General features: G+C 37.8%; 21 protein-coding genes. 12 read left to right on the top strand and 9 right to left on the bottom strand.

Going from position 1 to position 26,491, the window contains the following annotated elements:
- Positions 1-295: 295 nt before the first annotated feature.
- Complete coding sequence (locus AACV33_RS03225) at positions 296-1,666, top strand: L-serine ammonia-lyase (RefSeq protein ID WP_023602578.1); 1,371 nt, start codon at positions 296-298, stop codon at positions 1,664-1,666.
- A gap of 82 nt (positions 1,667-1,748) precedes the next feature.
- Here AACV33_RS03225 and AACV33_RS03220 read toward each other — a convergent pair whose 3' ends face one another.
- From AACV33_RS03220 to AACV33_RS03210, 3 genes are read right to left on the bottom strand one after another with little or no spacing between them, the layout of a single operon-like run.
- Positions 1,749-2,528 (bottom strand): ABC transporter ATP-binding protein, encoded by a 780-nt coding sequence (locus AACV33_RS03220; RefSeq protein WP_023602579.1) that lies wholly within the window; start codon positions 2,526-2,528, stop codon positions 1,749-1,751.
- Complete coding sequence (locus tag AACV33_RS03215; RefSeq protein WP_182699862.1) at positions 2,525-3,565, bottom strand: FecCD family ABC transporter permease; 1,041 nt, start codon at positions 3,563-3,565, stop codon at positions 2,525-2,527. Before AACV33_RS03215 ends, AACV33_RS03220 begins: the two co-directional genes overlap by 4 nt.
- A complete protein-coding gene (locus AACV33_RS03210) occupies positions 3,565-4,482 on the bottom strand; it encodes an ABC transporter substrate-binding protein (RefSeq protein ID WP_023602581.1) in 918 nt (305 codons plus the stop codon). Before AACV33_RS03210 ends, AACV33_RS03215 begins: the two co-directional genes overlap by 1 nt.
- Before the next feature lie 277 nt (positions 4,483-4,759).
- Here AACV33_RS03210 and AACV33_RS03205 point away from each other — a divergent pair, with 277 nt between their 5' ends.
- The 3 genes from AACV33_RS03205 to AACV33_RS03195 all read left to right on the top strand — a co-directional run bounded on the left by AACV33_RS03205 (position 4,760) and on the right by AACV33_RS03195 (position 7,883).
- Positions 4,760-5,347, top strand: coding sequence for a hypothetical protein (locus AACV33_RS03205; protein WP_023602582.1), 588 nt, complete (start codon positions 4,760-4,762; stop codon positions 5,345-5,347).
- 53 nt (positions 5,348-5,400) lie between these two features.
- Positions 5,401-5,940: an adenosyltransferase gene (locus AACV33_RS03200; RefSeq protein WP_012552287.1), complete on the top strand. Its 540-nt coding sequence runs from the start codon at positions 5,401-5,403 to the stop codon at positions 5,938-5,940.
- 356 nt (positions 5,941-6,296) lie between these two features.
- A complete protein-coding gene (locus AACV33_RS03195) occupies positions 6,297-7,883 on the top strand; it encodes a sensor domain-containing diguanylate cyclase (RefSeq protein WP_017023390.1) in 1,587 nt (528 codons plus the stop codon).
- A gap of 12 nt (positions 7,884-7,895) precedes the next feature.
- On the opposite strand, the gene AACV33_RS03190 is transcribed toward AACV33_RS03195, so the two are convergent.
- Entirely contained in the window at positions 7,896-9,089 is a 1,194-nt protein-coding gene (locus AACV33_RS03190) for an MFS transporter (protein WP_023602584.1), read from the bottom strand.
- Positions 9,090-9,202: 113 nt separating this feature from the next.
- Between AACV33_RS03190 and AACV33_RS03185 the strand changes: the two genes are divergently transcribed.
- The 3 genes from AACV33_RS03185 to AACV33_RS03175 are packed head-to-tail and all read left to right on the top strand — an operon-like array spanning position 9,203 to position 10,897.
- Complete coding sequence (locus AACV33_RS03185) at positions 9,203-10,072, top strand: LysR family transcriptional regulator (RefSeq protein ID WP_182699849.1); 870 nt, start codon at positions 9,203-9,205, stop codon at positions 10,070-10,072.
- A 56-nt stretch (positions 10,073-10,128) separates the two neighbouring features.
- Complete coding sequence (locus AACV33_RS03180; RefSeq protein WP_017023393.1) at positions 10,129-10,257, top strand: hypothetical protein; 129 nt, start codon at positions 10,129-10,131, stop codon at positions 10,255-10,257.
- Positions 10,258-10,285: 28 nt separating this feature from the next.
- A complete protein-coding gene (locus tag AACV33_RS03175; RefSeq protein WP_023602586.1) occupies positions 10,286-10,897 on the top strand; it encodes a toxin-antitoxin system YwqK family antitoxin in 612 nt (203 codons plus the stop codon).
- Positions 10,898-11,209: 312 nt separating this feature from the next.
- Here AACV33_RS03175 and potE read toward each other — a convergent pair whose 3' ends face one another.
- Both potE and speF read right to left on the bottom strand, forming a co-directional pair.
- Positions 11,210-12,529, bottom strand: coding sequence for a putrescine-ornithine antiporter (gene potE / locus AACV33_RS03170; protein ID WP_023602587.1), 1,320 nt, complete (start codon positions 12,527-12,529; stop codon positions 11,210-11,212).
- A 50-nt stretch (positions 12,530-12,579) separates the two neighbouring features.
- Positions 12,580-14,772 carry an ornithine decarboxylase SpeF gene (gene speF, locus AACV33_RS03165; protein ID WP_017023396.1) on the bottom strand — a complete coding sequence of 731 codons (2,193 nt, stop codon included), beginning with the start codon at positions 14,770-14,772 and terminating at the stop codon, positions 12,580-12,582.
- 388 nt (positions 14,773-15,160) lie between these two features.
- Here speF and AACV33_RS03160 point away from each other — a divergent pair, with 388 nt between their 5' ends.
- The 3 genes from AACV33_RS03160 (at position 15,161) to AACV33_RS03150 (ending at position 16,956) form a co-directional block, all read left to right on the top strand.
- On the top strand, positions 15,161-15,613 hold the full coding sequence (locus AACV33_RS03160; RefSeq protein ID WP_023602588.1) for a hypothetical protein: 453 nt from the start codon (positions 15,161-15,163) through the stop codon (positions 15,611-15,613).
- Between the two features lie 630 nt (positions 15,614-16,243).
- On the top strand, positions 16,244-16,399 hold the full coding sequence (locus tag AACV33_RS03155) for a DUF5993 family protein (RefSeq protein WP_182699848.1): 156 nt from the start codon (positions 16,244-16,246) through the stop codon (positions 16,397-16,399).
- Positions 16,400-16,407: 8 nt separating this feature from the next.
- The gene (locus tag AACV33_RS03150) at positions 16,408-16,956 is read left to right on the top strand and encodes a disulfide bond formation protein B (protein ID WP_012552281.1); all 549 of its coding nucleotides are present in this window, start codon (positions 16,408-16,410) and stop codon (positions 16,954-16,956) included.
- Between the two features lie 158 nt (positions 16,957-17,114).
- Here AACV33_RS03150 and AACV33_RS03145 read toward each other — a convergent pair whose 3' ends face one another.
- Entirely contained in the window at positions 17,115-18,503 is a 1,389-nt protein-coding gene (locus AACV33_RS03145) for a GGDEF domain-containing protein (protein ID WP_255458523.1), read from the bottom strand.
- Between the two features lie 262 nt (positions 18,504-18,765).
- Positions 18,766-21,414 carry a molybdopterin-dependent oxidoreductase gene (locus AACV33_RS03140; protein WP_017023399.1) on the bottom strand — a complete coding sequence of 883 codons (2,649 nt, stop codon included), beginning with the start codon at positions 21,412-21,414 and terminating at the stop codon, positions 18,766-18,768.
- A gap of 352 nt (positions 21,415-21,766) precedes the next feature.
- Here AACV33_RS03140 and AACV33_RS03135 point away from each other — a divergent pair, with 352 nt between their 5' ends.
- Positions 21,767-22,597, top strand: a complete 831-nt coding sequence (locus AACV33_RS03135; protein WP_182699847.1) for an FTR1 family iron permease — start codon at positions 21,767-21,769, stop codon at positions 22,595-22,597.
- Positions 22,598-22,682: 85 nt separating this feature from the next.
- Here the strand turns inward: AACV33_RS03135 and AACV33_RS03130 are convergent, their stop codons facing one another.
- Positions 22,683-25,328, bottom strand: coding sequence for a beta-N-acetylhexosaminidase (locus tag AACV33_RS03130; protein WP_182699846.1), 2,646 nt, complete (start codon positions 25,326-25,328; stop codon positions 22,683-22,685).
- A gap of 526 nt (positions 25,329-25,854) precedes the next feature.
- On the opposite strand from AACV33_RS03130, the gene AACV33_RS03125 reads away from it, so the two are divergent.
- Entirely contained in the window at positions 25,855-26,355 is a 501-nt protein-coding gene (locus tag AACV33_RS03125) for a DUF1097 domain-containing protein (protein WP_012551478.1), read from the top strand.
- Positions 26,356-26,491: the final 136 nt, after the last annotated feature.

The raw sequence follows: 26,491 nt of genomic DNA, 5'->3' as shown, positions 1-26,491 counted from the left end.
ATTGTGTAAATATGACATCTTATATTATGTCTAACTTCATGTATTCAACTGTTACCTCTGGTTATCTTCTAAATACCCTTTACCCTTTATTTTTTGGGGTATTTGTCACCTCTTATTTATGTTACGTTCCACCACCTTAATCTCAGGTCCTAGTTGTTAGTTCTTGGGATTCGTCATTTTTAAGCACAAATCTACAAAACAACTAAACTTAATAATTATAATAGCAACACCTGTAGATGATGCTCACTCATCTACATTCTTGGTTTTGCTGCACTTTTGTAAATAGGTAATGTCTATGCTGTCTATCTTTGATATCTACAAAATCGGTGTTGGGCCATCTAGCTCACACACAAATGGTCCTATGATTGCGGGGTATAATTTTACCCAACTTATCCAACCTCATTTAGATCAAGTGGCTCGCGTGCAGGTGGATCTTTATGGTTCTCTTTCATTAACGGGGATTGGTCACCATACCGATCGCGCAACCATTTTAGGTTTACTAGGTAACCGTCCAGATACCATCAAGATAACCAGTGCAAACTTGGCAATGAAAAAAGCCATTGAAGATAAGGTATTGCATATCGCAGGTGCTCACGAAATCACCTTTGATTATGAAACTGATATGCTTTTTCATAAAACCAATTTGCCATTACACGAAAATGGCATGACGATTTCAATCTTTGATGCCGCAGGCCAACAACTGGCTATAGAAACTTACTATTCCGTAGGCGGCGGATTTATTGCAACCGCTGATGAGCTAACCAATGGCAAAAGCGCGACGGGTGTTGAAGTCGAGTTCCCATTCAAATCTGCGGACGAGATGCTAGAAAAAGCTGAGAAACAAGGCCTAAGCTTAGGCAGCTTTATTCTGCGTAACGAAGTCTCTTTTCAACCAATGGAAGCGATTGATGCGAAAGCCGATCAAATTTGGAAAGTCATGTCATTGTGTATGGAACGAGGTTTCCAAACTGAAGGCATTCTTGACGGTGGCTTAAACGTGGTTCGTCGTGCGCCTGCATTATTAAAAAAACTGGAAGCAAATGCTTCTATTGAAAGTGATCCTATGGAAATAATGGATTGGATTAACTTATTCGCGTTTGCGGTAAGCGAAGAAAACGCGGCGGGTGGCCAAGTGGTTACCTCCCCAACCAATGGTGCGGCGGGGGTTATTCCTGGTGTACTGATGTATTACCATCGCTTCATTAAAGAGCTAGACACTAAGCAACTGAAAGATTTCTTAGCGGTATCTGGTGCCATTGGTATTTTATATAAAACCAATGCGTCTATTTCTGGTGCTGAAGTGGGTTGTCAGGGTGAAGTTGGTGTTTCATCATCAATGGCTGCCGCTGGCTTAACGGCACTTCGCGGTGGCAGTAATGAGCAAATTTGTATGGCGGCTGAAATTGCGATGGAACATTCGTTAGGTATGACGTGCGACCCAATCGGTGGTCTTGTTCAAGTGCCTTGTATTGAACGTAATGCAATGGGCTCAATGAAAGCAATTAACGCCTCTCGCATGGCTCTTAAACGCACAAGTAAGTGTCTTATCTCGCTCGATAAAGTGATCGATACCATGTATCAAACAGGTAAAGACATGAACCGTAAATACCGTGAAACCTCTCTCGGCGGTTTAGCGTTAATTCACATGGCACCACCGTGTGAATAATAGCGAGTTAAGCTAACAACAAAAAATCCAGAGTTCTCAAACGAGGCTCTGGATTTTTTATGTCTACTATCTAAATGTTGAATTACTTTTTATACGGCGACACTATCGTATTTCCTGTCACTGCATGATGAGAAACCATCACTAAGTCTTGATATAAAGATCGGATATTCTCCTCACTCAATACTTCATTAGGCTTACCTTCTGCTATCACTTCACCGTTATTAATCAAAATTAAGCGATCACAAAATTCTGCGGCCGTATTAAGGTTGTGAATCGCAACCAAGGCTGACTTTCCGTTTTTGCATTCTTGATGAAGTACATTCATTAACTGCGATTCATGACCAATATCCAAACTGGCTGTCGGTTCATCAAGCAGCATTAATGGCGTACCTTGCACCAATAAACGAGCAAAGTGAACAAGCTGCTTCTCACCGCCCGATAAATCAGTCACGGTACGATGATGTAAATGCCCAATACCGACTCTTTCTAATGCGGCTTGGCTTTGCTCTTCAATCACCGCTTTAGAGATCAGTGTTTTCTGTTGCTTTGCATGAAAACCTAATCCTATGGTTTCCATCACACTGAATGGGAATGCTGCTTCGCTGTATTGAGGTAAATAGCTCATACTTAATGCTCGGTCAATATGAGAAAGGCTAGGTAGCAATTCGCCGTCAATAACGATCTCTCCCTGTGAATACGCTTGAAACCCACTAATGCATTTCATTAACGTACTTTTACCTGCGCCATTAGGCCCTATCACGCCAACCAGTTCACCTGCACTCATCGAAAAGGAAATGTCTTTTAGTAGCGTTTTGGCACCCACTTGGTAACTCAAATTAGAGATGGTTAGTAATGGCTTCATGCTAAACGCCCCTTTCTTTGGAATCGAATAATCAAGCCAATGAAGTAACAACCACCAATGAAGGAGGTAATGATCCCCGCTTTTAATTCGTTTGGCGCGATAATCCAGCGACCTAACAAATCACACACAAGTAAGAAAATCACACCGAAGATAGCTGAGAATGGCAATAATTTTTCATGAGCAGGGCCAACAAGCAAACGCACCAAATGCGGCACCATTAACCCAATGAATCCAATCGGCCCTGCAATCGCTATCGACATCGCGGTAAGCAGCGTTGCAAACATCAATAATTTAAAGCGTGTTTTCTTGATGTTTAACCCCATTCCGTGAGCACTTTCTTCACCCAAAGCTAACAAATTCAATGAACGACTTTCTTTGAGCAGCAATATAGACACAATAATAATCACGGGAGCAGGCCATAACAAATGTTGCCACATACGCCCATCTAAGCCCCCCATTGCCCAAAACACAAATTGGCTAACTTCGTATTGTTGAGCCATTAATAGCAGACCCATTCTAGCTCCGCCAAGCAAGCTAGATAATGCCAACCCCGTTAAGATTAAAAACAAAATTTGAGAAGACGAATGACGTGAAGCCAACACATAAATAAACGCTGATGCTGCCAACGCCCCCACCGTAGTAAAAATTGGCAACCACATTGGGTTCATAAATGAAAAGCCCGTCACTATCGCAACCACTGCACCAAAGCTGCTGCCCGAACTGACCCCCAATACATCAGGACTCGCGAGTGGGTTTTTAAATAAGCCTTGCGTACATGCTCCCGCTAATGCCAATGCCCCACCCGCTAATATTGCGGCACAGGCTCTTGGTAATCGAATATGCAACACAATGGCAGAGGCCAAAGGATACTCTTTCGCCGCCAATTCACTGCCACCAAGCACATAGTTTTTAAACATAGCAAGTATATCTATAATTGGAATATGAACAGCTCCGACACTTAGATAAGTGAAAAACAACCCAATAAATAGGCTGACTGAAACCAATATTTGAAATGACGTTAATCGATAAAATGGCATCATTGTTTCTTATAAGCAGAATGGTTAACGAATAGAATTGCATCAATAATGTACTGGCTATACACGCTTCTTAATACATGTGGCATTTGATAAACCCGCCCTTCTTTGATCGCCGTTACCGATTGTAATGATGGATCAGATAAGATCGCTTGTCTAAATTGCTCAGCGCCATTATCATCTCCATAAACCCAAGCTGGAATAAACAACACATCAGGGTTAAGCACTATCACCATTTCTTTTGATACTGGCACTTGCCCATATTTGTCACTGACTAACCCTTCAATCGCATTTTCTAATCCCGCTTGTTCTAATACTTCATCCCACGTGGAATCTTGGCCACTTGAGGTTCCCCAAGGATTATAATCAAGAGCTTTTAAGGCTTTCTTAGGATGAATTAAATGATTACGTAATCGAGAATGCATCATCTCAATCACTTTTTCTGCAGCGTCTCGGCGATTAACAATATCACCAACACGTAAAATCTCGGCTTCAATTTCAGCGATGGTTTTTGGGGTTTGAATTCTATAAACAGGAATACCTGCACTTTCAATAATGGCTAATTTTGAAGCATCGCTCCAATTAGCAACAAAAACGATATCAGGGCGATTCGCAATGATCATTTCTACATTAAGCGCCAATAGCGGAACCGATTTAGGAAGAATATCTTTTACTGCTGAGTAATTTGGGTTATCCGCTAAATCAGTTAGACTGGATAAGCGATTATTATCAACCAATTCTAATAATACCGCGTCAGTAAACAACGTTTTCGATGAGATCTTAATTGGCTCTTTTTCAATGATGACTTGATTGCCTAAACCATCGGTTAAAGAGAGCGGATATATGGTGTCAGCCATTGATGAGAATGACAAGAATAACGAAAACGTGATGAGAAAAGGTTTAAACGCCGGCCAATGCATGGTAACTCCTGTAAATCGCGTACCTAGTAAAATAGTTTACTTTTTGTAAACCGAACTCTTCGTATCTGACTTAAATACTTAATGTATTCTTACAGTGGCGCGCCCGTTACGGAGTTTCACCGTATTCCGAAGATGGGGCGTATTGTACTTTGCTGCGGCACTATATTCTATCTTTAAACCTTGAAACCATTTGTTTAATTCGGACTAACCCATAGTAATAGAAGCGATTTCTTTCTATAGTGACTCTATATAGGATGTATTACTCAAGGGATAAAAAATGAAATACACGTTGTTGCTTCTATTAACCATGTTCGCTTCTGTTAGTTTTGCCAATACTGAAGAACAAATCACTCAGCCACTCGTCAGCATTAATGCCACTGTTGATATAAAAGGCCTTGAGCAATCGGCTGAACAAGGCGCACAAGCGATGCAAAAAATGGCCAACTCCCTTGAGCTAATCGCAAAAAATAGAAACCTCACACCAGAGCAGCAAGAACACATTTACCAAACGATTGAAAATATTAATAATCTGGTTGATATCTCATCCAATTCCCTTAGAACACTGCCGACCTTTCTAAAGCAATCTAAAGAAACACTCTCAGAAAGCAGCTCACAATTTTTTGATGATCTAACTTTTAAGGTTATTTTGTTACTCTCTCTTGTTGTTCTTGCCTTGGTCGCCATTATTGCCTGCTTCTATTGGTTTATTCTTCGCCCACTGCAAAACACCTTATTGCAAGCCACCACCAATATTTCAACCATGGCAAAAGCCATCGAAAATTCGGCCTTATCTCTTGAAATGACCAACAAAAATCACGACAACATTTTGCATCTACTTAGCCAAGAAAAGGATAATCAATCCTAGAGTAGACGTGATAAAGTACGTTCACTCTTTATTGATAACTAAGTGATTTAATTATGGCACTAAAAGCATCTGGTGTGGTTGGTGAGCTTTCATACCCTTTTATTTTTGAAGACAGTCCACTGTGTGATTTTGAAATTTTAACCGATGAGTTATGTACTTATACGGGGTTGGCTTTATCTCAATTAGCCTCAGGCGAGGTTCGAGAATCACTTGAACGTTTACAACCAAAGATCTTTAATTTAAATGGTTCTATTCGTGGGAAATGTGGCATTTTTGAAGACGATATTCAAGAACTGCTCACGGATTTATATCACTTCAAATCTCAAGTAACCGATGATGCAAAACGCTTTGTATTACCAAGAGGTACAGGTGCAGTAATTCAATTACACCAATGCCGTAGTTTAAGTAAAAAAGTGGTTCGAGCACTCGTCCAAGTAGATAAATTAACCACGAAAAAAATCCCAGAAACCCTGCCTCGTTTTGCTAATGTACTTGCGAATTATTACTTTGCGCTGACTCGAGTATTAAATCAAGATTCTGGAATAGAAGAACCAGAATACATCAGTATTAATTATCCAATGCCGAAAAATTAAACCCTTATTTGGCTAATAATTTATTGGTTTTCTTAACTGAATATATATAAGAAAACCAATAGATATATTAAATACTTATTAACATTCTAATTAATGACGAATTTTGTTGCAGTTGTGTCAACGATGTAATCACGGTGAATGAATAACACTTTATTTTGAATAATCCTTATTGTTTATACAAAATAGATCAATTAATATTCATTAACTATTCCATAGGTATTGATAGACCTGCTCATATATTATAAAGTCTCTCCTCACGTTACCCTTTCCAATTTAGTGATTTTCCTCGCATAATTTATGCGGTATATCGCTGAATTACCTTATTATTTGTTAATTTTTTGTAAGCGATTTACATCATGGAATTAAATAAGCCTAATACCTTCTTTTTTTGGCCACGTTTTATCGTGTTATTCTTATTATTCTTTTCTTTATTATTTTCTGTTTTCTATTTTTACAAGTACTCAGAGAATGAAATAAACGTTAACAAAATAAAATCTGAACAGAAAGCAATTATTGCGGCACAGAAGAAATACATCTCAATGACTCTTGATAGTATCGGCCAAGACCTCTTATTATTGTCAGACTTTATTGAGATACATCATGCCTATAATATCCATAATAAAAAGCTAATTGAACTCACAGAAGCCAATGCACTTGCATTAAGTTTACGTAAAGGTTTGTATGACCAACTTCGTTATATTGATCTAGAAGGCAATGAAATTATCCGAGTTAATTATAATGACGGAGATCCTTCTATTGTCCCTAAGGCACAATTACAAAATAAAGCGAATCGTTATTACGTGAAAGACAGTTTAAAGCTGCATGATGGTGATGTTTACATCTCAGCACTTGATCTCAACATTGAGCACGGCGAGATAGAAATCCCACATAAGCCGATGCTCCGCCTTGCCACGCCTGTTTATGATGACAATGGTAAAAAACGTGGGATTGTTATACTCAACTACTTAGCAGAACACTTACTGGATGGATTAAAGATATTTAATTTGAACCAGAATGATCATCATATGCTAATCAATCATAACGATTATTTCTTGTTCTATGACAGAAGACCAGAGTTAGAATTTGCCTTCATGTTTCCTAATAATGAAGAGAAAAAATACTCCGCTATTTACCCAGAAACATACCGTTGTTTAAATCACAAAGCGTCAGGCCAAGTTGATATCAGCTCTGGCGTGCTTACTTTTGATTCGGTATTCTCGTACCCAAAAAATATCGATTCATCTAATTCAATTCACATTGTTAAACAAGATACGTGTTGGCGTTTAATCACTTTTGTGCCGAATTCAACAAAATGGACCATTGCGAATACCTCATCGAATGATTTGCATATTTTAGGCAGTATGATTCTATTCTCATTGTGCATGTCTTACATTATCGCGCAGCTGCAACTTAAAAAACGCATCGATCATAATGAAATACGAAAATTGGCACATCACGACAGTTTAACCGGCTTAATTAATCGCGGATATTTTAAAAAATTATTCCATTGGAAAATGCAACACGCCCGACGATTCGAATCAAAGCTAGCTCTGATCTATATTGATCTTGATGGTTTTAAAGATCTCAATGACAGCTTTGGTCATAGCGTTGGGGATCTCGCATTAAAAGCTATCTCTAAAAATTTAGAATATGCTTTTTCTATTAATGCGTATGTTTCTCGTATTGGTGGAGATGAGTTTGCAGTCCTGATTTATGATGTTAATGACACACAAGAAGTCATTTCACAGGTTGAAGCGTATTTGTATTTATCCCATCAACCACTCACGCTTGATAATAAGCAATACATGCTAAACACAAGCATTGGGGTTGCCTTCTTCCCTGAACACGGCACTAACATCAATGACCTAATGCATAATGCCGATGAAGCAATGTATTACATCAAACGTTCAGGAAAAAATGGATTCCAAATTTTTAGTCTTTAATCTTATCTTCTACTATGCCCATGCCGCCTTGGTATGGGTGTGGTGATACAAACGCCAACATAACCAAAATATCACGCCATACAATGCACCTGCGCCTAAAATAACCCTATCCCAGCCACCGTGCTGCCAACAATACATCAAATAAAATCCACCAAGACTCCCGCTCACATAGTAATGAACCAGATATAACGCCGTCGCTGTCGATTTAGCCGTTACTGCTTGCTGACTCACCCAACCATACGCCAATGAATGTGTAAAAAAAGCACCAAAACTTAATACATTCAAACCAATTAGAATCACAACTAATGAACTATTACTTGCAATTAACATCCCACATAAGCTGATCAACGAACCAAGAAACATCCCAGATACCGCACTAAAACGGTGACACCACATTCCAACCAGTCTTGAGCTGATCGTGCCAGACAAATAGCATAAGAAAATCATAGAAGCGATACTGATTGGCAAAGAGTAAGGTTCGGCCACCAATCGAAACCCTGTTACGGTGTATAAATTCACAAACAAAGCGAAATTAACGCCACCAATGAGTATCGCAAACAAGATTTTGTTATTTCTTAAATGTTGAAAGATAATTCGATGATATTGAGATAACGAAGGCGCATTATCTCGTGGTTGCTCTTTCTTCGGAAGTACAAGCGCCACGATGATAGCCCCTACCAAACTGAGTACCGCCATGCAAAACACAGCAGTTTGCCAATCAAAATGGTCGGTAACCATGCCTCCAAAAATACGACCAGAGATCCCACCTAAAGAATTTGCACTAATGTAAGCACCAATGGCGTGACTGAATGCTTTGGCCGAAAACTCTTCTGCCATATAAGCCACCGCTACCGCAGCAAAACCTGCCAATGCCATACCCATTAACCCCCGACTAATAATCAACAACATTAGGTTGTTCGTTAGTAATGGCGTTAATCCGATCACTGGCAATAAAAATAGACTGATTAATAGGATTTTTCGACGCCCTATCATCTCAGAAGCAATAGCCCAAGGCAGTAGCATTAACGCAAGAGTGAATGTTCCAGCGGCAAGTAGCCAGTTAATTTTAGTTGCAGATACCGCAAAATGATCCGCCAGTGCAGGAAGCATTGGTTGAAACAAATACAAATTACAAAATACCAAAAACGAGCCAAAGGCCAATGCGGCACTTACTTGATAATATGCTCGACTGCGAAATTCAATCATCTTAGTGATCATCATTAGGAAACAATATCAAAACAGTAGCAAGTTCATTGGAATAGTGAAAATATATAATAATTATCGTTTTAATAGTTTTTAGTTATGGCGAGGCAATGCGGATGGATACAAGATTACTAAGGTACTTTGTTGCAGTTACAGATCATCAAAATATTACTCATGCAGCCAAAGCACTGCATATTGCACAACCTGCGCTCAGTGTTGCAATAAAGAAATTAGAAAACGAGCTAGAGCTTGAACTCTTTCGTCGCAACGAACGAAAAATAGCACTCACCCATGAAGGTGAAATTTTACTGACTCATGCAAAACTCATTCTTCAGCAATTGGATGATGCAACTCTTGCAATGAAAGAACTAAGAGGACTAGAGAAAGGGGAAGTACGATTAGGTGTCCCTAGTATCATGGGGACTTATTATTTCCCTGATGTTTTAATGGCCTTCAAAAGTCGATACCCAAAATTAAAACTCACCATGATTGAAGCAGGCGCACAATCTATACAAAAAATGCTGCTCGATGGGGAGATAGATTTAGGCATTACTCAAGTTCGTGACTTACCCGAAGCGCTCGATTCGGACCATTTAGTTCGGTCTCAAATGGTTGCGGTGGTAAGCACAGACCACGAATTTTCAAAAAAGAAAACCTTATCTTTTAAAGAGTTCTTCTCTCAAGAGTTAGTGATGTTTAAACAAGGCTACTTTCACAGAGAAAGACTAGATGCCATATGTGAGCAAGAAAACTTAACTGCCGATTTTTCTTTTGAAACCAACCTATTACCTGTTATTTTGAAAATTGTAAAACGGGATTTCGCCATCAGTGCATTACTTGAGTTAGCCACAGAAAACGAACCTGATATTGTCTCTATTCCTTTTAGTGACCCTATATTTTTAGATATCTCTATTGCGTGGAGAAAGAATGGTTATCTCTCAAAAGCAGACCGAACCTTCTTAGACTTTGTGAAACAGAACCACTAGAACTACCTTAAATTTCGCGAAAAGTTCCCCAAATTAAGCCCTCATAAATGGAAAATATGACTACCAAATTCGGTACTGACATTAACGAAAATAAGTGGAATATTGAATACCAGCTTAGCTTTCAACATCAAAATAATAAAAATGATGAAAGCAATATTAAGTTAAAAGTCACGCAACGAATGTGAAATGTTAGCCAAAAAATGAGGTGCCACAATGAAGAAATATATTCCTGTCCTACTTGCTCTTAGTGCAGTTTCTGGTGCTAGCTATGCGGCAACAGCGCCAAAGGCAGATACTGCTGATTATTTACAAATGCGTAACGGTGTTGCTTATCAAGTAAATCAAGACAGCCCTTATACTGGTCAGTTTGTTCAAAAATACGATAACGGACAAATATCAACAAAAGTGGCATTTAATAAAGGGTTAGAAATAGGCACCGAAAGTAATTGGTACCCGAACGGTCAAATGGCCTCTAAGCTGAACTATAACGACGGTAAGCTTGAAGGCGTAATGCAAACTTGGTATGCAAATGGCCAGAAAAAAACAGAGTTCACTTACAAGAATAATAAGCTAGATGGAAAAGCAACACGTTGGTATGACAACGGCGAGAAAAACCTAACCATTAGCTACGATGATGGCCAAAAAGACGGCCAATACACCAGCTACTATGCAAATGGTAAGAAAGCGACTCAAGCAAGCTATGATGAAGGAAAAATCAAAGACGGTTCACTCACCCATTGGAATAATCATGGTGATAAAGTAGAACAATTAACCTTCAAAAATCAAAAAGTCGTTTCTGAACAAACATGGTTACCAGAAAGCTAATCAACAGATTTTATAACAATTAATAGTTAACGTTAATGCAATAACAAAAAGTTCGCCCTACAAAAATAAAGCCCTTATGCACGCAAAGTACATAAGGGCTTTTTATTTGTAGGCTCATTATTTATCGATTCAGATCAAGGGGCACAATATTACTCAAAGTTTATCCGTTTACGTTAAATGAAAATAACATTAACCCACCAATGATTGATTGAAATGAAGATACCAAATCAAATGCATAAAAAAGCCAAGCGCATGAGCACTTAGCTTCTGATTAAAAATCGTCAACGTATTTTAATGAGACAGTATCCACTTCTATCTAACTTCTTCTGCTTCTACGTCTTCATGTTTGTATGCAATAAAACCATACATAGTCCAACCAAGGAAAGTAACAATAGACCCCCACATCATTGCGTCATAACCTGCCCCATAAAGAGCATAGAAACTGTATACTGCTGCCACAACCGCAATAAAATTCGTTTTACTCATCTCTTTTTTACTAACATGAGCGAACTTTTGCATAATGAAGATAGCTGCCATACATAGGATATAAGGCACGACGTTGGTAACCACCGCTAAGTTGACTAGCGATTCAAATTGCTCGTTCAACGTTGGACTGATTGTCATTAGCGATAATACCGTTTGAATCACCGTAATAATGATCATTCCTTTTACAGGTGTTCCTCGTTTATCAATTTCAGAGAATACCTTTGGAAAGAAACCTTCATCAGCCGAGCTTTTAAACACAGAGGCGATAGTAAACTGCCACCCTAGTAAAGACCCAGTACAAGCAATTACAGCTAAACCAGCAACCGCCTTACCAGCCCAAGACCCTAACATAACTTGCCATACCAAACTGAATGGCGCGGTTGATGCCGCTAGAGCCCCATTTTCAACAATACCCGCACAAATGTTAGTAGAGACAATATAAACCACCGCCGCTATTAACGTACCGCAAAGCACTGCGATAGGAACGTTCTTCTCTGGATTTTCAACAGAGTCACTGTTTGCACAGGCAGATTCCAAACCCAAAAACGCCCAAAGCGTCATAGCTATCGATGCGCTCACCGCGTCACCAAAGGGTAAACTGTGTGGATTCCAAGAGTTAACGTACATTTCAGGACTAAACCAGAACCATCCAATTATTCCTAAGCTACATACAGGTAAAATAACGCCCCATACCGTAAAAGTACCGATTTGCCCTGTAACTTTTGCGCCACCAAAATTTGCAACAGTACATAACCACAAGACACTAATCGTTGCTATACACGTTTGAATCGGAGTCAATGAGATCTCAAAGAACGCTTGGGCATAACCCACCGACGTAATCGCAATCGCAATGTTCGCAATCAATAAAGAAAGACCATAAGTCCATCCAGCCATGAACGCGCCTGAATCACCAAAAGCATAAGAGGCATAACCATTCATACCACCCGGACGTTTACTAAATCGTCCACATTTAGCAAAAACATACGCTAAACTCATCGAACCAATCGCAGTGACAAGCCAAGAAATAATTGAGATGGAACCCACTTGTGCCAATTTACTTGGCAACATAATAATGCCGGATCCAGCCATGTTAATAAAAGTAAGGACCGTAAGTTGAACTACGCCCATTTTAGATTTTTGTGTCATAAGATCACCCTGAGTGACGTGGCAGGAGCTCCCACCACGTTCATTAGTTGTTAGTTTGATTCGTTAAGGACATAACAAAATGCGGTAGTTCGGCCATTTACTTCTTCTAAATAAACACCTTGAATTTCAGGAGCGAATCCTGGGAATTGGTTAATCCCCTCCTCTAATGCTAAGAAGTATTGGGTAACTTCGCAGGTCCACGCTTCACCAGGGATCACACATAGCACACCAGGAGGATAAGGAAGTGCACCTTCAGCGGCGATTCGTCCCGTTGCTTCTTTCAGTTCGACGTATTCACACTCTCCACGGAAATACTGAGTGTTTGCTTGTTGAGGAAGCACTTTCATTTCAGGGAAATAAGCCTCACGGAACATACAACGTTGCAGCTCTTTTACATTCAACTCACGGTACATATTGTGCATTTCAAGACATAACTGTTGAATTGTATAACCTTTATAACGCTCTTTATTTGCTTCATACACGGTTGGTAACACCACTTGCAATGGAGCATCTTCTTTCACAAATTGTTCGAATCGATTAATTTGTGCCACCAATTGGTGCATTTTCGCCATGTCTTCAGCAGGTGTAAGCAAGAACAAAATAGAATTCAAATCACACTTCTCAGGAACAATGCCATTTTCACGTAAGAAGTTAGCGAGTAGCGTTGCTGGAATACCAAACTCAGCATAATCCCCGTGTTCATTAATCCCTGCTGTCGTTAATAACAATTTACATGGATCAACAAAGTATTGTTCCTTACCGTAACCTTCAAATTTGTGCCATGTGTCTTCAGGATTAAATAAGAAGAATTTTTTCTCATTCGCAATTAATTCCGTGTCATAGTCCTGCCATAATTGGCCATCAACTATTTCAGGAATAAATGGCGTAATATATTCACAGCTATTCAATAATTCTTTACGCGTTTCAATACCAATTTTTACACACTCATGCCATAACTTACGGCCAGATGCACCATCATGAATTTTGGCATTCACATCTAATGCTGAGAATAAAGCATAAAATGGGCTGGTTGACGCATGCATCATGAAGGCATTATTGAAGCGTTTATGATTACAGTAACGAGCTTGTCCTTTGATGTGACGGTCTTTTTTATGGATTTGGGAGGTTTGAGAAAAACCAGCTTGTTGCTTATGAACCGATTGAGTAACCAAAACACCTGCATCTTCAGGTTTTAAATCCAACAATAATGGAGAGCAATCTTTCATCATTGGAATAAATTGCTCGTAGCCTACCCATGCAGAATCAAATAAAATGTAATCACATAAGTGGCCAATTTTATCCATCACAAAACGCGCGTTATAAATCGTACCGTCATAGGTTCCTAATTGAATAATCGCCATTCTGAATGGACGTTCTTCTTTTGCTCTTTTTGGATCTGTTTTTGCAATTTGATCGCGAATATAACTTTCATCAAAACAATGTTCATCAATACCACCAATAAATCCGTATGGATTTCGAGCTGTTTCTAAATAGACAGGAATCCCACCCGCTTGAAATAACGCACCGTGATGATTTGATTTATGGTTATTTCGGTCAAATAGCACCAAATCTCCCGGAGTTAAAATTGCATTACAAGCAACCTTGTTTGATGCAGATGTCCCATTAAGAACAAAGTACGTTTTATCTGCATTAAACACTTTTGCAGCGTGTTTTTGTGCTGCACACGCATGACCTTCATGGATTAGCAAATCCCCTAATGCCACATCCGCATTACATAAATCACTTCGGAATAAATTCTCGCCAAAGAAATCGTAGAACTGTTTACCTGCAGGGTGTTTTTTGAAAAACTGTCCACCTTGATGTCCAGGACAATCAAACGCCGCATTCCCTTGATCAACATATCGGGTTATTTTTTCAAAAAATGGTGGCAACACTTTTGATTCGTATTTATGAGCAGCTTCGTTAATTTGACGGCAATAATATGAAATAGATTGTTGAGTTAAATCAATAACACTGGTTACTTTTGCATAATCACAAGAGCAAAGTTGGCGAGTACCGTCACCACAAATAACAAAAACAGGAATGCCATAACACGTTTCTTCAATTTGTTGATGTACCTTACCTGACACATCATCAAGGGAAAGAATAACAGCACTCACATCCGTTAATGCGACAGTATCAATCGGTCTTAATTCTCGGTTAAACGTTTCAACCAACATATCAGCGAGAGGCATGAAGTAATCACCAAGATTATTACTTATCGCAATGCTTAAATTTTTCATAATTAATTTCTTCTGTTTGAATGACAGAACCGAAATTAAAAGATTTAGAATATGAAGAACAACATCAAGAGTAATTTGTTGATCTCATTCACAAGATTAATATTATTAATAATTTATTTTATAAATATACGATTTCATTACTTTCATTTAAAAATAAAAGGTGATACTTACGCACGCATATAATTAAGATCGCTATAGAATCTGTTACTAAATTTAACCTTTTTAACATAGTTGACATTTATATCATGCTGTAAATATACAGTTGCATTATTTCAATCCGTAATTTATATTCTAAAAATAAATATCTCGATTGAGATAATAAAAACAAACAATTGTATTTTTAAACGCCAATATATTATTGGTTAGTAATTAATATAGGGACATAGCTATGTATGATATTAATACGTATTATAAATTCATTGCTGCTCGTTTTTTACTTGAACTTAATACTGCTTACCTTGCAAAACTGTTCGGAGTACCTTTATCTAAAATAAATAGCATAGAATCAAATTCATGCAAAATACCAGCAATTTACTCATTTGCCATTAACAGCTTGATTTCAAAAGAGGAAAAATCAGAAGGAATATACAATTCTCTAGAAAATGATGATCTAGAATCTTTCTGTCGAAAAATAGATAAAGCGTCAAAAATAAATAGATTAAGCTGTTCTAAATGTCATTCAAGAAATTTACATGTAATGAAAATAAAAGAAGGGATATATTTTATTGAGTGTATGAAATGTAAAAAAACAATGTATTCGAGTAAAGATTCAGCAGTAAGATATTATTCTTGGCAGAACAAAGGTATTTATTTGTCACATTATTTGTATACTAAAAAATAAAAACACACTCAATTAATTGGATTCTAAAAACAAGATAATATAAATATGTCAACAATATACCCTCCTTGATAACAAGAAATATACACCATATATAGAACACTACGCTAGATCGTTAAAAACTAAATGTTATATTCCATTTTTAGTAGGCATTCAGTCATGAACATTTGTTTAATAACTAAGCGGATATGTTCACCTTTGGGATAAAAGTATCGAATATATTTTTATTTATCTGTTCATTATATTATTTATCTTCACATGTGATTCAACCTCTACTCAAAAAATACCATTTCAACACTCTGGTTAAGATCTTAAATGTTAAATTTGATTGAGTAAATCACCATAAAAATCATTATTATTGATAGCACCTATCAGATTCGAACTTTTCAGCTAAAACACCGTAAATATCTCTTCCGCTCCAATAAAGTGACTCTACAAGCCTACTGACTTCTTTTAGACTGGTTGATGAAAAAGTAGATCAGATTGACCATTGCAATTCAACGTTATGAATTTATGTAATTTTTAATCTATATTTAAGATCTCAGAAAGTAAAAATAAAGTCAGGTACTCATAAATCAACGTAATGATTTAGGGTAATTAATCAAAATAATAACTTAAGGGAAGTGTTAACTTATGATGAGTTTAATCTTCTTGCTACTACTCGTTGCGATGCTCTGCGCGTTTAGTGGCAAAAAAAATATCAGTTACATTCTATTTACGGTATCGGTCATTATTGGCTTGTTCTGGTTTCATCATCACGCGACAGATCCTCTGTCCATTTTATTATAGGTGCATGTATGAACAGTAAAAATGTAACGTTATTAAATATCCTTGGCCTGCTCGGTATTACGTTTGTATTATTGATGGGTTCAGTACTTCAGGTCGCTTGGAATGAGCTTCCTTGTCCGCTTTGTCTGCTTCAGAGAGTTGGTTTTGTTATGGTTATGTTTGGCTTTATGCTAAACATTATTTATGGCACGCAACAACGTCATTACGGGGTTATTCTTGTCGGTGCGCTGTTTGGTGCAGCAACCGCATTACGCCAAGTATCACTTCACGTAATCCCTGGAACTCCAGGATTTGGTAGCCCAATTTTAGGTATGCATTACTACACATGGGCATTTGTTATCTTTATGATGGCGATTGTGGGTGTTGCTGTATTACTTATGCTTTGGAATAACGATTGGTCTACTGATACTTACCAAATGAATGCATTCGGTAAATTCGCCTGCGTCTTAGCTATTGTTGCTGTACTGGTTAATGTCCTTTCTACTTTTGTAGAATGTGGCCCATACCAATGCCCAGATAACCCTGTGAGCTATTGGTTATTGGATATGTTTTCATAACTAATACCGTATTAACATAACTATAAACGGCACCTCTAAAGTGTGCCGTTTTTTATAGCTAAACGATAATGTTCATTCAATATAATCAAAATAAATGTGTTGAGCCTGCCATTCTACTTTCTCGATATTATCAGCGAGCCTTGCAACACTATCAGTGTTTAGCTCAAAACGATGCCATGCTGTTGATTTCTTTTATCTTTATAGAGCTGAACATCCGCCAATTTCAAAGCTTCGTCAATGGTCATGTTCTTATCTTTATTAACAATCCCCGTTGATATAGTTATTGATAAATCATTAATAATAAAAGGTTTATTTTTTGTGTTTTCTTTTAATTTATACCCCAGTTCTTGAGCCTTATCTAAAGGACAATTCATTAAAATAACCAGAAACTCATCCCCTCCGATTCTAAACAAGTAATCATTTTCTCTAAAGACAAATTGCATTGACGACGCAATATGTTTAATCGCTTCATCACCAATATGATGGCCAAACGAGTCATTGATCTTCTTTATGTTGTTACCATCAATCGAGATCACAGACAGACAATCATCCATATCATTTTTCTCTTTTATTTTGGATAAAAGCGTTCGATTTGAAATTTTAGTCAACTCATCCATATTGGATTTTTCGCTCATTTCACTTAACTCTTTCTTATTATTTGAAATTTTGATGTTTTTCACTAAAAATAGATAAGAAATACAAACGAATAAAAAGAAAACAAACCACGTATCTTTGAAAAAGATATACATAGGAATATTATATTTTATAACTAAATTATTACTAATTGTTCGCTCTATAGAGTATGAAAAGTTCCTAAAAAATATGTTTTTTTGCTCTAGCGTAATTATTTTCTTTAAATTTTTATCCACCATATATTTGATGTTTTTATTTAATAAGAAATCACTGGCTATATTTACATCCATATTATAATCACCAATGACATTACCAAGAAAATAAACAGGTGATGATATTGATATAACTGATTTGCTCTCATCAAAATAACTGTCATAAATGTTAGAAACAAGAATTCTATCTTTTAATAAAAATTCACTCGAAAATAATGAGCATGTTTTTTGAACCTCACATGCATCTTTAGAAAAAAATTTTTTGTAATCATCAACAGGGCGAGTTGTAAAGAGGAACTCATCATTGTATGAACGGTAGTAACTATCACCACCGCGCCTAATCAAAGAGGGTAAATCGTAGTTAATGTCGTAAAGAAAGCCTATAATATGGTTTGTTCTATCTGTTCTATTCGTATTCCCATAAGTGCTATACCTTAATTTACTCAGATTCTCTACGATTCCATTCACTTCTTTTTCATTTTTAAAGGCACCTTTAATTAATAGTCTGCCTTCAATATATTGAGATATTAGGTAAGTAATATTCTTCGCGTTATCAATTTTATTCACCAGAATAGTAAATGATTTTTTTTCATTAGAAAGGAAGTAGTTAGACGTTAATATCACAACTAAAATATAAAGTATGATAGAAAAAAGCATCGAGATCATAACGATACTTTTGTTAAAATAAATTGATGTCATCATATTCCCTATCTATTATTATGCGAGTATTATCAATAATAAAACCGCTTAATTAAGGCATTTCTATTTTAATTAGAAAGAACTATGCCTATAGCAATATAATTACAATAAATAAGGGTTGAAATATCAAAAATGAGACACTTCGATTAACTAAAATAGCTAATGTTTACAGGAAGTAATGTTTCCCCCTCAAAAAAATAAGAATAGATGAAATAAGAGACAACAGACCTTATTCATCTATTCTTATTTTTTATGCTATAAACCTTTACTTTCCATCCTTGGCATTTGCTTCCAGAAAAGCCATCACTTCTTCACGCTCTAATGGGTTTAACCCTGCACGAGGGAACATACTTTTCGTTATCCCTTTCCATTGCACTTTCGTATATTGCTTAGGATCTTTAGCTGAATGGCACATAGTACAGCGTTGATAAAATAACGCCTCGCCTATACTTTGCTTGGTATCCCTCGTTGCAGCATTTTTAGCACCCAACGTGGCATCTATTTTTCCAATACTGAAATCTTTATCTACCATTATGGTTCTTGGTGGTTCAAACGCCAAATTTGAAGACTCAGGATCTCGGCAACGTTGGATATACGCCAAACACGTATTCGCACTGGTTGCTTGGCTTAAATCGCTCGATGCCTGACTTGATGTCAGCACATTAATTGCACCACTGTTACAACGTCCTTGACTATCAAATTGCAACCACGCGCCTTCTTCTAAACTGATCACTCCTGGCATTATTTGATCTGATACCTTTGCTCCTGCAATCACTCGCCCACGTTCATTGAATATCTCAACGAGTTGCCCTGAACGAATACCATGCTTCTCTGCATCTTGATCATTAATTAAAACATACTGGCGCCCTTGTACGTTCTCATATTTACGTACTTCGGTATTGGCTAGTTGAGAATGCAGTCGCATGTATGGGTGCGGACTAACGACGTGAACTTCATTCGGTTTCGCATTGCCTAAATATTCAAACGGTTCTAAAAACGTTGGCATTGGCGGGCAGTTTTTCACATCAAAATTAGCGATATCTTGGCAATACAGCTCTATTTTACCTGATGTGGTATGAAGCGGATTCTTATCTGGGTCTTGATAAAAATCACCATGCCTTACCCAATGATTAGCGACTTCTGGTACAGGTAGTAAGGCTACGCCATTTTTCCAAAATTCATCAAACGATAACGTTGCAGAAGAGGCTTTATAAGCACGTTTTAAAATATCATCAAAAGACAAACCATCCGTAAATTTATCTTCAACCTTAAAGATCTCAGCCAGTTTTCTAAATATTTCAAAATCATCTAAGCTTTCACCATAAGGCTTGATAACTTGGCGCATCGCATAAATTTTATCATTACTGTAAGTTCCGCCAGAAGAGAGATCATTTCGTTCTAACGTACTGGTTGCTGGCAATACAATATCAGCGTAACGCGATGATGCACACCACCATGGGTCTTGGCACACAAACGTTTCAACTTTTTGATTAAGCGCTTCAATAAGCTCATTCGTATCTTGTTGGTGTGAAAGTAAATTATTACCTGCGTTGTAAACCATTTTGACATCAGGATAAACATAATCGATACCATCTCTGGTAAAGGTCTTACCCGGATTCATTAGCATTTCAGAGATGCGTGAAGCAGGACAAATTGCATTAACTGGGTTTTTACCTTGAGATAAACCTACCGGTAATGCTTTACCTGATTGAGGCATTCCACCATTCCCATAATGCCAACTAAAACCAACGCCTTCCCCAGGCTTGCCAATTTTTCCTAACATGGCAGCAAAATTAATGATTGCCCAATGAACCATCTCACCATGGTCCGCTCTTTGCAGTGACCATCCTGCTGCAAATTGCGTTTTACTTGTGGCAAATTTCGTGGCCATTTTTTGAATATCTTCGGCTGATATTCCTGTGATTTTTGCCGCCCATTCAGGAGATTTAACAACACCATCCGTCTTACCCATCAGATGATCAATATACTTATCAGCACCGACAGTGTAGCGATCCAGATAAGCCGTATCATGGAGTTCATTCACATATACATGCTGTGCCATGGCAAGAAATAAAGCCGTGTCTGTATTAGGCACAATTTTTACCCATTCAGCATCCAACTCATCATCAGTTCGAGTGCGTTGTGGGTTAATTGAAATAAACTTAATACCTAACTCAGCAAACTGTTTCCAATGCGGGTACATTTGATGGTCAGCCACACGAAATTCAATGCGATTATTTTTCCAAGGATCACAACCGATTAATACAAAAATTTCAGTATGTTTTTCGATTACAGGCCATGCAGTTTGTGGTGAATATACTTCCATATCACCTATCACATGCGGCAAGATCACTTGAGACGCACCACCTGAGTAATCGCCAGTAGTGGTACTTTGACCGCCAATCAAGTTAAAGAATCGACCTTGCAATACTTGAGGCCGCATTAGGCCTGCGTGTGACCAGCCACCATAAGAGCTGCTGAAGATCGCTTCATTGCCATGATCTGTAGCGGTGGTTTGAATCGCATCAGCGACTAATGATAACGCAGTTTCCCAACTCACTCTTACAAACGGTTCTTTACCGCGTAAGTGCGGCTTAGTATCGCCTTTTGGATCGGCAAGATAAGAGGCTCTTACCATTGGGTATTTAACACGAGTTTTATCATATACTCGCCCAATTAAGCCCTCAGTTAGCATTTCAGTTGGCATAGCGTCTAAGTCTTTACGCGGTTGAATACCAACAAGTACCCCCGCTTTGACTATGGCATTAAATGGTCCCCAATGACTGGCATGTGGGATCACATCAACCTCTTCATTATCAAAGACTTTAGATGCCGGATAAATCAGTAAACCACCGCCACCGACAACCGCGGTAGCAATGGATGTTTTTAAAAAAGTACGTCGAGAAATAGCCATAATACATTCCGTTTATTTAAATATTTATTAATGCGTATAAGCTGATGAATAGAACAACAGATGTATTTTAAACCTATAAAGATCCATTTTATATGCATATTTAAGGCACTAAAACCCAACGTGTTCAAATAACAATCATAAATTACATGTTGTCAGCAAAGTTACGTAATTTTAATCACGTTAGCTGCATAGTGATGAACATTTAAAAACTAAAAGAATGATTCCATTTTTGATAGGTATTCTAGATCCTTTTTAATCGTTCATTTTGTCAATATAAGAACCCACAAATACAAATAGCATTGATAATAATTTGCATTACCATGATTCAACTCAACGAATCAGGATGTTTTTTATGTTTGCAAGTATGACAATTGTATTTAGGGAAGGGCTAGAGATGGCCATTATTGTATCTTTACTTTTGGCTGCAACCAAAGGTATGCCAAACAGAACAAGATGGATTTTAGGAGGTACAAGCATCGGAATTTTGGTCTCTTTATTACTTGCTATTACCGCTTTAAATAGTGAGGTAATCACAACATTAATAGAAGGGAAAATGACAGGAGGGATCATTCTAGCTCTATCAAGTATTCTTATCGGTTATACCGTTATTTGGATGAAATCAAATGGCATGAAAGCCTCACAAGGAATTAAAGCTTCTGTTAGCGAAATTAAAAGTAGTAACAAACCTCTGTTTTCTTTAAGTTTAGTCGCTTTCTTTTGTGTTTTCCGTGAAGGCATCGAAGTTGTTCTGTTTCTATTAGGCCTCACAAGTGACAGTGAAATCACTGGGTTATCTATACTTACTGGCAGTTTAGTTGGGTCGGTGGGTGCTATTGTTTGTGGTGTTGCGATGTACTTTGGTTTTATCAAAATAAACTTAGGTAAAGTCTTCAATTTCTTTGCTGTATTAATGTCATTTTTAGCTGCTGGTATGGCAATGAATGCGGTAAGTAAATTTACCTCGGCAGGATTAATCAACCCAATAATAAATCCATTGTGGAACAGTACAGCGTTACTTGATCATCACACTAATTGGTTCGGTCTTTTCGTTCATGTCATTTTTGGTTATACCGAAAAACCAAGTTTAGCACAGTTAATTACTTACCTTGCCACATTGAGTATCTTGTTTATCTTAACTAAGAAGCAAACTAAAAAATTGACTCAAAAAAGTACAACAAGTTAATCGATACTGACATTATGATCCTAAAAAACGGCACCTCTTATTAAAGAGGTACCGTTTTATTATTTAATGACTGTTTCTAACTCTATTATTTAACGCTAGTTACTCGGCTAACACGCTCACCAGTAAATGATGTTGAACGAATTTGAACCTCACCCGTTACTTTTGGTTTGTTCGCATTATCGTATGCAGCCCATGTTTTACCGCCATTTACAGAATATTGCAGCGTTACACCTGGGAATGAAATGTTCATGCTTAATTCACCGTTTGCAATTTCTGCACCTGGGATTGGTAGACGGTAATCAATACCCGCTCTTTCAAGCTTCGCTAATTCACGTTGACCCATAGTGTTTGCAAAGTTCGTCCAATCAGCAAGCTGTGCTTTCTTGTTCACTAGATTTGTATCTAGAGAGTATTTAACACCTGCTTTGTATTCATTTTCCCAAGACGCTTCATGCCATGCACGCTCTGCTGCTGCAATAACACGTGGGAATACCATGTACTCATATTGCTCATCAGTACGTACTGTCTCAGACCAAAGTTGCGCAGACAAACCGTAGAAAGGTTTCTTCGGTGTTACTGTGCCCGCACTTTCAAAGCCGTTACCGTCACGGTCAACGGATGTTTCCGCATTTTGAGGTAGGTTTTCTGGTGCGAAACCAAACATCTTACGAGTATCTGTTGCACGAGTTGCCCAGTAGTAGCCACGCTCTTTCGCATCCACTTCGTATGGAAAATCCATGTAAACATAATCAGGACTAGAAACAACTACGTCATAGCCTTTATCTGCCCATTCGTATGCTGAAGCACCGCCGCCCCAGTACAGAGTATCCCAGAAGTTTGCACGTACAGATTCAGTTGCAAATGCATCAGCGCCTTCAGAGTGTTTCAAGCCATCTTGCCATGCTTGGAAGTGTGGAATGCCTTGTTTAGCTGCGATTTTCGATACTTGCTCAGCAAAATGGCTTGGCAGGTGTTCGAAATCTGCAACTTCACCGCTTGCAATCAAAGACTGACATTGTGGTGATTTAGCAAATGGGAAATCTTGTTTAGATAGGTCTAAGTCACCTTTCCATCCGATTTTTTCTTCATCATTGATGTCTTGGAAACCAGCGTGAAGTTTGATGTTTTTCGCTTCATCACCACCGAAGTGCCATGTTGATAAAGGAACACCAGCCGCTTTGTGCATTGCAGCAACTTCAGTGATGACTTTATCTACGAACGTTGCCGATGAATCTAAACATGGGTTGATGAAACTTTGTTTGTTGTAGAACTGAACTGTTGTTACGTTTGATTCGTCTTTTGGATCCATCAGACGGTATTCGTTTGCTTCTTCCATCTTGCCTTCAGCAGCAAGACGAGTGTAACGTGCTTCCATTGACATTACTGCTGCACGTGAGTGAGCTGGCATATCGATTTCTGGAATCACTTCAATGTTACGGTTTTTAGCGTACGTTAGGATCTCTAGGTAATCTTCTGTTGTGAAGAAACCTGAACCGAAGTTGTCTGAATCAGCACCTGAACCCAATTGAGGCAATAGGCATGATGTTTCTGATTCATCGAAACAACGTTGGCTACCGAGGTCAGTTAGTTCTGGAAGACCAGGAATTTCTAAACGCCAGCCTTCATCATCTGTTAGATGAAGGTGCAGTTTGTTAAGCTTGTAGGCTGCCATTTGGTCAACCGTCGCAAGAATCGCTTCTTTTGAGTGGAAGTTACGAGCAACATCAACCATTACACCACGGTATTCAAAACGAGGAGCATCTTCTACGTTTAGAGTCGGGATTTCTGAACTGTCTAGGCTTACTAGTGCTAATAAAGATTGAACACCGTAGAACGCGCCAGCTTCATCAAAAGCAACAACCGTTGTTTTACCTTCAGTTACATCTAGTGTGTATGCACCAGATACACCATCTTTAAATTGGTTCTTATCAACCGTTACCGATACTGGATATTCACCCGCCGTTTCTAGGCCTAGTAATTCAGCACGTTGGTTAAGTGCTGCAAGTTGGTCTGCATCAATACCGTTAGCTGTAATTGAGATGCCTTTCGCTAAATCAACGGTTTTATTCGTTAATGTTGTCTTCAAAGGTGTTGGGATAATGTGAGAAGACGCATTTACTTCAGCAACATCTGCATTTTTCTCAAAACGCGTATTTGCTGTTGCTACTACGTTATTATCTGCAAGCGTACGCTTTAGTTGAACACCGATGATTTCATCAACATAATCGCCCGTATTTTCAGTATCTAAAGAAATGATATTACGCGCTTCTGCACCTGGAGCCGTTACGAATGCACCTGGCATAAAGTCAGTTTCGAATAACTGCCAATATTCAGCAACCAGTGGAATAACGACTTCTTCGCCAGCAGCAAAACCATCAAATTTATCTGTTGGTTCAAGTTTATGTAAGTCACCCGTTACACGAGTAATTTTAAATTGGTCATTTTCAACATCTAGAATTAAACGAATGCTGTGGAAATAGATTGTCCAATCACTTGAATCAACCGCAGCACCTGTATTGGTTAGCGTCATGTTTACTTTGTTACATGATGCAAATTCAGCTTGAAGATCTTTACAAGCAAGACCGTCATCTGCACCTTGGTTAGTAATCACGGTGTAATTAACATCTAGGTTTTCAGCCAATAGGTTAACTGTTGATTGCTCTGGCGTTGTTGATGAACATGCCGCTAAGCCTGCAAGGATAAGGGTCGATAAAAGCGTTTTTTTAAACATAAGATCAATTCCGTTATGAGTAATTAAATTTCAAATCTGGAATTACAATACAAAAGTTTTTTATCTTTAAAAATTAAGTAAATTCAAATTCATGGTCTAAATCACACTAAATTGAATAATTCACGGTATAAATTAAAATAGTGGGATTTGCATCAACAAATAACAGAATGGGGTTTTATTTAAATTTAGCGATCAAAAAAAAATAAACGTGAGGTAGCTCTCAATAATAATTTCAAATAACGTAAGAGACTGATTTTTATTAGAAACACTTTGCATTTAATTGAACCTAAAACGCTTATTTCCAGTGTAAATAAAGTTTAACAAGTTATGTCGTTTTATTTCTAAAACAGTCAATTTTTCTTTTACACTCACTAATTGTTACAAATATTAATAGCAATCGATTGGCATCTCAATTTAAAAAGAAAGCAATGTAACCTCTAACAATTAAAGCGATCTAAATCACTTCATATCGACAAGAAAATCATTACTATACAACTACAATGACAATCAGAACTGGATTTACATAATGAGTGCACTTATCGCAATAGCTATTACAACAGGCATACTTTCAGGTGTGTGGGGTTGGGTAGCCGTCAGTTTAGGTTTATTAAGCTGGGCTGGATTTCTTGGTTGCACCACCTATTTCGCATCACCTATAAACGGTATAAAAGGCATTGGGTTAAGTATTGCAACAAACCTAAGCGGTGTATTTTGGGCAATGGTAATCATTAAACTGTCATCAATGATGAGTTTAGAAATTATTGGCTATGTAATAACCGCGATTGTCGCTTTCTTTATGTGCGCGCAAGCAAAAAAATCTTGGTTAAATTTCATTCCGGGAACTTTCATTGGTTCATGCGCAACTTTCGCGTCCAATGGTAATTGGCAAGTAGTGATCCCTTCTCTTATTCTGGGTGTTTTCTTTGCTTACGCTATGAAGACATCTGGATTGTGGTTAAAAGAAAAATTAGACACAGAAAAGAATGAGGCATTAGTTAATACGAAAGAATCATACCAGTCAAAATAAAGCATTATTTGAATAACATTAGTCTGCGGATAAAAATAACCAAAGGCTTATGATAGTTAAATGTTAGATAATTGACGATTTTTTGAACTCATGTGAGTAATAAATTCAATCATAACGAACACGCTGTCGTTTGATA

It is taken from the genome of Aliivibrio sp. SR45-2 (assembly GCF_963890165.1).
GTDB classification, from domain to species: Bacteria; Pseudomonadota; Gammaproteobacteria; order Enterobacterales; family Vibrionaceae; genus Aliivibrio; species Aliivibrio salmonicida.
This window is presented reverse-complemented; position numbering and strand designations above follow the sequence as displayed.